We start from the raw sequence: 6,696 nt of genomic DNA, 5'->3' as shown, positions 1-6,696 counted from the left end.
CGAATCTTGACTGCCATGAAATGGAACTCCTTCTTGTACTTTCATTCTCTATACGCAAGCACTGTTCGCACAGTGCGGCGAAAACAGCAATTGCTAATAATACGGCTTAGCGGGTACTTTGACAAGTTCCCTTCCACGAACTATCCACGGACGGCGCACCGTCAACGGATCCGTCGGTCAAATTCACCACCCGGGTGGCTAAGCGCGCGGCCAGAGCGGGCGAATGGGAGACGAACAGCAGGCCCAGTTTGCGCTCTTCCGCCTCGGCGAGCAGCATGGCCCACATACGCGCCTGGGTAACGGCGTCCAGCATGGTGGATATTTCATCGGCGATAAGGTAGCGCGGGTTCGCCGCCAGCGCGCGGGCGATGCAGAAGCGCTGCAGCTCGCCGCCGGAAAGCTCGTGGGGAAAGCGGGAAAGCCACGCTGGGCGAATACCCGTCTGCTCCAGAAGACGCGTATCGTCGGGCCTCCAGCCGGCCTCGCGCAAGGTGCGCTCCAGGCGCAGGCGCGGGTCCACCATGCGCTCGGGATGCTGGCCGATGAGCTGCACGGGGCACGGGCCACGCTTGGACAGCAGCGCACCATCAACCAGCACCTCCCCCGCCTGGGGCTTCGCGTAGCCTGCCAGAATGCGAGCAAGCGTCGTCTTGCCCGCTCCCGAGGGCGCCGCAAGCTGCACGCGCTCCCCAGGCGCCACAGCCAGGTTGAGGCTGCGGAAGATGACGCGACCGTCAAAGGCCGCCGTGAGGTTGCGAGCTTCTAGCATGGAACGCCACCGTCCTTCGGGTCAGGAGGAGCAGTCGACGCTGGCGGGTGTTCCGACCGAGCGAGTTCCGCAGCGACTGAAACAGCCCAGTGGGCTGTTTCACCAAGCGAGGACTGTTTGAGCGAATCGGAATACCCGCCAGCGACGACGGAGGAGCTTCCCGCAGAGAAGTCATGCTCAGGCAACGCGTGCCAAAGCTCGCGCGTAAAAGGATGCGCCAGCAGCTCGGGGGCAGCGAAGTTCGCCACGGCCGTCTCCTCCACCACGGTGCCGTCACGAAACACCGCTACGCGGTCGGCCACCGAGAGTGCCAGCTCGATATCGTGGGTGATGAGCATGACGCCGCCGCCCTCGTCGGCGAAGGAGCGCAGGTCGGCCAAGGCGCGCACAGCCAAATCCAAATCCAGGCCCGGCGTGGGCTCGTCGGCCACGATGAGCTTCGGCGCACCCATGAGCGCGCAGCATAAAAGCACACGGCGCGCCATGCCGCCGGAAAGCTCATGGGGATAGAGCCGCGCTACGGACTCGTCCAGGCCATAGCGGGCGAACAAGCGCCGGCGGCGCTCACGGCGTCGGGCGGCGTCGGCCCGCCGGGCGGCTCCGCGGCCCTGGGGCTCGCCCTCCACCTGACGGCCTACGCGCATAAGAGGATCGAGGCTCGCCACCGACTGGGGCACCAGAGCGATGCCGCGCCCGCGCTCGGCCGCCAACGTAGCGGCCGTCATGGGCTCGCCGTCGAACCAGATGCGGCCGCGCACGGTGGCGTTCGGCTCGAAGAGCCCCAGCACCGCGTCAGCCAGCAGGGTCTTGCCCGAGCCCGAGGCCCCCACCACGGCCACCATTTCGCCCTCATGGACCGAAATGGACAGCCCGTGCAGCACCTCCACGTCCCGCTGGGCGGCGCGGAAGTAAGGCTCGCCCTCGTCATACATGCGGAAGCTGACGGTGAGGTCCTCCACGGTCAGCAGGTGGTGCCCATGGGCGTGGCGAGAATCCTGCGCATGGGAATGGTGATGGTGCACCGGCTGAGCCGCATGGTCCACATGCTCGTGGGGCGCTACAAAGTTCTTCTTCTCCATGGCCCCTCCCTATTCCTGGACGCTCTGGGGGTCCAGCAGGCGACGCAGGCCGCTTCCCACCGCATCGAACAACATAACGGTCAGCACCAGGGCCACGCCGGGAAACACCGCCAGCCACCAGGCGCCGGCCGACAGGTAGCCCATGGCCTCGCTGAGGATAACGCCGATGGCGGGCATCTCGGGAGGCAGCCCGAACCCCAGGAAGGTGATGGCCGCCTCATGCAGAATAGCGTGCGGGAACAGCAGCACGAGCCCCACCAAAAACTGCGGCAGCACGAAGGGCACCATGTGACGCCAGGCAATGGCAAGCCGCGAGGCGCCCAGCTGCCGCGCCGCCGCCACGAAGCCCGACTCGCGGCACTGCAGAATCTCGGCGCGCAGCACGCGCGTGAGACTCGGCCAATGCGTGAGCGCCACGCCAATGGTGACGCCCCAAAAGCCCTTCCCCAGGGCATAGGAGATAAGGATGAGCAGCACGATATGAGGAATGCCCATCATGAGGTCGATAAGCCAGCTGACCGCGGCATCGACCCACCGAGGACCGAGGGCCGCTGCGGCAGCCAGGGCCAACGCGATGAGCGACGAGGCCACCGCCGCGCCCAAGCCCACCAGCACGCTGGTAGAGAGCCCGGCCAAAGTGCGCAGGAACATGTCGCGCCCCATCCAATCGGTGCCGAAGGGATGGGCAAGCGAGGGCGCCAGCATCTTCGCCGCGAAGTCGGTCTGGTTGGCCGCACCGCCCACGGCAAGGCCCGCCACCACCACGGCCACTAGGGCTACTGCCGAGAACGCCACCAAGCCCAAGGTGAGCCGGCGGTTCGTTGCGCGCCGCTCCTTCGGAGCAGAGAGCAGAGGAGCTGCTTCGGCTTCGCTGAACGTCATTGCTCCCCACCTCCTTGCGAACGGCGCATACGCGGATCCACCAGCCCGTAGAGCAAGTTGGCCGTCAAATTGCCAGCAAACACCAGGGCCGCAGACACCAGTGCGATGGCGGCCAGCAGGGCCACATCGCCGCCGAGGCCGGCCGTCACGGCCGCCTGGCCCAGACCTGGGTACGAGAACACCTCTTCCACCAGCACCGAGCCGCCGAATATCTCGGCAATCTGCGAAAACTGCAGGGTCAACGCTGGCAGCGCCAAGTTGCGCAGCCCGTGGCGCGCCATGGCTTGGCCGGCTGTCAGGCCCCGCGCGCGGGCAAAGCGGAAATAGGGGCTGCCCATTACGTCAACGGCCTTTTCGCGCGTATGCAGGGCAATGTTGGCCACCCCCACCAGCGAGAGCGTAATGGCCGGCAGGGCCATGTGATGTAGTGCGTCCAGGAAGGTGACGTCCGCGGCGCTCTTGCCCACCGGCACCGAGAAGCCCAGCGGAAACCATCCCAGCCATACCGAGAACACCATGAGCAGCAAAAGGCCCACCCAGAAGGTGGGCGACGCCGCCAGCACGAAGCAATAGCCTTTCACAAAGCGATCGAGCAAGCTGCCCTGGCGCAACGCCGCTGCCACGCCAAGTGCGAAGCCGAGCACGCCGCTGACCAGCCATGCCACCCCCATGAGCGCCAGGGAGTTCAGCGCGCGCGAGGCCACCACGTCAGCCACGGGCATGTTGTAGCGCAGAGAGGTGCCCCAGTCGCCGCGCAGGAAATCGGCCGCCCACGAGAAGAAGCGCTCGTGCATGGGCGTGCCGACGCCCCAGTAGGCCTCGAGGGCGGCCCGCTTTTCCTCGCTCATGCCCAGAAGCGCCGCCTGGCCCACGTTCGCCTGCACCGGATCAACGGGCGAGAGACTCACCAGCGTGAACGTGAGCACCGCCACCGCTATCATGAGCAGCACGAACCGACCGATATGTTCCAGAATGAAGCGCGTCATGCCACTATAGTAACCTTTCGCTCGCAGAGACCGGCGGAGGCGCCGCCGGCCCCTCAAGCTCGAAGAGCCCCTAGTTCCAACTCCAGCGATCGATATTATTCACCAAGCTCCAACCGTGGCCATGGGGATGGGGCTTCTGCTCGGCCACCGCCAAGCCTTCCCGCTCGAAGTACAAGTGATCCACGTTCGCCAGCCACACCCACGTGGCAGCTCCCTGGGGCGCGACGCCCGTCTGGGTTTCCTCATCCCACTGGGCTGCCTGGTAGAAGGGATAGCTTTCCTCCACCGTGCGCGCCGCCTGGGCCGCCTCCAGATTGGCGTCGACCTCCGCGTTCTTGTACTGGGCGTAGTTGCCCCAGCCGTTTCCATAGGTAAGCTCGAACAACTCCACAGGAGAGTTGGAGCCCCAGCCCCACAACACCGGATCGGCATACTGGCGCGCATAGATGTCGTCCCAGCTGGCACCCTTTGCGTTTACGGCAATGCCCAGCTCCGCGCACTGGTCAGCGAAATCGTAGGCAATGGCCTGACGCGTAGAATCGCTGGCAGAGTAATACAGGTCGAAGGCGCAGGGCACACCGTCCTTGGCACGCATGCCGTCGCCATCACGGGACCAGCCGGCTTCGTCAAGCAAGCGGTTCGCCTCTTCGACGTCCGTCTGCACGCGCATAGCGTCGCTTGACCAGGGCATGCCATCCCCCACCGAGAAGGCCTCATGGCCATAGCCGTTCAGCACGTGCTCGATGAGGCGTGTGCGGTCGATGCCATAGTTGAGCGCGCGACGCACGGCCAGATCGCAGGTGACGTCGTTGCCGGCCGCGTACTCGACGCCGTCCTCGGTTACGGTGCCCCCCGCTGGGTTGCAGGGCAGCGAAATGCCGCGGGAGTCGACGGAGGCGCAATTGAGCAGCGTATAGCCCGTGGGCACAGCATCGGCCAGGGCCGCCGAGGTGTAGGCCACATCCGCCGTGCCCGACTGGGCAGCCGCCAGCGAGGCGTCTTCCTCCATGAACAGCACAACCACACGATCCATCAGTGGTTTCTCGCCGTAGTAGTCGGGATTCGCCCGCAAGATGACCTGTTGGCCGCGGTCCCACTGCTCCAGCATATAGCGGCCGCTGCCAATGGGGTGCTCGCCGTAGTCGGGTCCGTAGGCATGGGCCGGCACAATGCCCACCACGGCCAGGGTGTAGAGCAGGGCGTTGTCGGGGCGCTCCATGCGCAGCTCGCAGGTATAAGCGTCCGTGGCCACCGCCTCGCGCACCATGGACAGATCAGCCTCCGAGGCCTCGCCGTTCACAATGCCGTTAATGGTGAAGGCCACGTCCTCGGCCGTCAGGGGCGTGCCATCGGTGAACTCCACGTCATCGCGGATGATGAATGTCCAGGTCATACCATCTTCGGAACATTCATAGGCCGTGGCCAGGTCGTTCACGAACTCCAGGTTATTGTCGGTGGTGATGAGCGTGGACTGGATGAGCGGCTCGTGTACATGCTCGCCGGCACCCCAGGCAACCAACGGATTGAACCCTGCCGCTGGCTCTGAACTAGGCGTCATGGTGATAACCACCTGGCTCTCCCCGTTCGGGCCGACGCCGACCCCCGTGGCGGACGAGCCGTCGCCTGCCGCGATGCCCGAGCCCTCAGCGGCGCCCTCGCCAGCACCCCCGGCACAACCCGCCAACAGGCCCCCCAACGTCATGGCCCCCGCCGCGCATCCGGCCAGCTTCAAAAACGACCGTCGCTCCATGATACCTTCGTTCTCCTTTTCAATGATGTTACGCAATTCGATGACGTAACACATCATAGCAGAGAGCGCCCTTAAGTGTTACTGATTTTTCATTCGTAACCTTACAAGAAGATGAGCGGCACCTCATGTTTGAGGAAAAGCACAATAGTCCCCCTCTAGCTCCCCCTCCGTCGCCGAAACTCATAGCTCGGTGGCAAAAAACGGGACTCCTGACTAGCTGATTGCTCTCCAGAAAGCCATCCTGGGCCGATTCTGCCTCTAGGAGCGCTCCTGGGGCATGAGATCAAGGCTGCCGCCAGCCCAAATTGGCCATCGATGGCTGAAAACTCGCATGAAACCCGCTCAACCCCTTCCCTGCTAGTCAGAAGCCCCATTTTTTGCCACCAGATCCCTCGTCTCGTTCTTCGAAAGCTTCACCGGCCCCCTATCAATGCCATGCAACGAAAAAGGCCGGTGCGTTGAAGACACATCGGCCTTTGGGGAGGAGCTGACTCGCCCCAAGGGAGGGAATGGGGCGAGCCAAAGTCCAGCGAATAGGTTATTGCTACAAGCGGCCGCTAAAACCGCTGTCGAAGGGCCCGGCTTACTTGCCCAGATACTCCTTGGCGTCCTTCATGGCCAGACGACCGGAGTTCACGGCCCAGGCGGCCTGAGAACCGGGGGCGAACTTCACGTCGTAGGAGTCGCCGTACAGGCCGCCCGCATCGGAGCCGCCCGCGTACAGGCCAGGAATGACCTGGCCCTCTTCGTCCAGCACCTGAGTCTTCTCGTTCACCTTGATGCCGCCGCAGGTGGTGTAGTAGCCATCGCCCACCTCGCACAGCCAATAGGGACCGGCGTCCACGGCGTGCATGTACTGAGCACGCTTGCCGAACTCCTCGTCAGCCGAGGTGTCCTCGCCGTCCAGCTTGGCCGCCGCAGCGCAAGCCGCATTGTAGGCGTCCACCGTGGCCTGAACGGCCGCGGCGTCCAGACCGACCTCCTGGCACAGCGCGGCCAGGTCGTCGCCCACATGGCAGCCTTCGGCGGCCTGCAGCACCTCGCGGGCCTCGGCCAGCGGCGTGCCCGGCGTGCCGAAGGAGAACACCTGGCCGTCGGGGCCGTCAGTCTCCCAGCGCTTCATATCGGCCTCGGTGAACAGCACGAAGGTGCGCTCCTGGTTGCGCACGGCAATACCGGCGCCGGCGAAGTCGTCGATCCACAGGTCTTCCTTGCAGAAGCGCTCGCCAT

The 6,696-nt window shown here is 64.8% G+C and carries 6 protein-coding genes; all 6 read right to left on the bottom strand.

Annotation, left to right across the window (positions count from 1 at the left end):
• Window positions 1–106 precede the first annotated feature (106 nt).
• Complete coding sequence (locus QZ307_RS10390) at window positions 107–769, bottom strand: ATP-binding cassette domain-containing protein (RefSeq protein WP_295999603.1); 663 nt, start codon at window positions 767–769, stop codon at window positions 107–109.
• Window positions 763–1,848 carry an ATP-binding cassette domain-containing protein gene (locus QZ307_RS10385; protein ID WP_295999602.1) on the bottom strand — a complete coding sequence of 362 codons (1,086 nt, stop codon included), beginning with the start codon at window positions 1,846–1,848 and terminating at the stop codon, window positions 763–765. Before QZ307_RS10385 ends, QZ307_RS10390 begins: the two co-directional genes overlap by 7 nt.
• Window positions 1,849–1,857: 9 nt before the next feature.
• Complete coding sequence (locus QZ307_RS10380) at window positions 1,858–2,730, bottom strand: ABC transporter permease (RefSeq protein ID WP_295999601.1); 873 nt, start codon at window positions 2,728–2,730, stop codon at window positions 1,858–1,860.
• A complete protein-coding gene (locus QZ307_RS10375) occupies window positions 2,727–3,716 on the bottom strand; it encodes an ABC transporter permease (RefSeq protein WP_295999599.1) in 990 nt (329 codons plus the stop codon). Before QZ307_RS10375 ends, QZ307_RS10380 begins: the two co-directional genes overlap by 4 nt.
• A 70-nt stretch (window positions 3,717–3,786) precedes the next feature.
• Window positions 3,787–5,466: an ABC transporter substrate-binding protein gene (locus QZ307_RS10370; RefSeq protein WP_295999597.1), complete on the bottom strand. Its 1,680-nt coding sequence runs from the start codon at window positions 5,464–5,466 to the stop codon at window positions 3,787–3,789.
• A 583-nt stretch (window positions 5,467–6,049) separates the two neighbouring features.
• Window positions 6,050–6,696: FAD-binding protein (locus tag QZ307_RS10365; RefSeq protein WP_295999595.1), on the bottom strand; the 647-nt coding region annotated here is incomplete at its 5' end.

The sequence above is a fragment of the uncultured Adlercreutzia sp. genome (genome assembly GCA_910585575.1).
In the GTDB taxonomy this organism is placed as follows: domain Bacteria; phylum Actinomycetota; class Coriobacteriia; order Coriobacteriales; family Eggerthellaceae; genus Adlercreutzia.
Note: the sequence above shows the minus strand (reverse complement) of the source record. Positions and strands in the feature narration are given on the sequence as shown.

What these genes read in the sequence shown, in the direction of transcription:
- QZ307_RS10390 (WP_295999603.1), bottom strand. Translation starts at nt 769, where the DNA reads ATGCTAGAAGCTCGCAACCTCACGGCGGCCTTTGACGGTCGCGTCATC.
- QZ307_RS10385 (WP_295999602.1), bottom strand. Translation starts at nt 1,848, where the DNA reads ATGGAGAAGAAGAACTTTGTAGCGCCCCACGAGCATGTGGACCATGCG.
- QZ307_RS10380 (WP_295999601.1), bottom strand. Translation starts at nt 2,730, where the DNA reads ATGACGTTCAGCGAAGCCGAAGCAGCTCCTCTGCTCTCTGCTCCGAAG.
- QZ307_RS10375 (WP_295999599.1), bottom strand. Translation starts at nt 3,716, where the DNA reads ATGACGCGCTTCATTCTGGAACATATCGGTCGGTTCGTGCTGCTCATG.
- QZ307_RS10370 (WP_295999597.1), bottom strand. Translation starts at nt 5,466, where the DNA reads ATGGAGCGACGGTCGTTTTTGAAGCTGGCCGGATGCGCGGCGGGGGCC.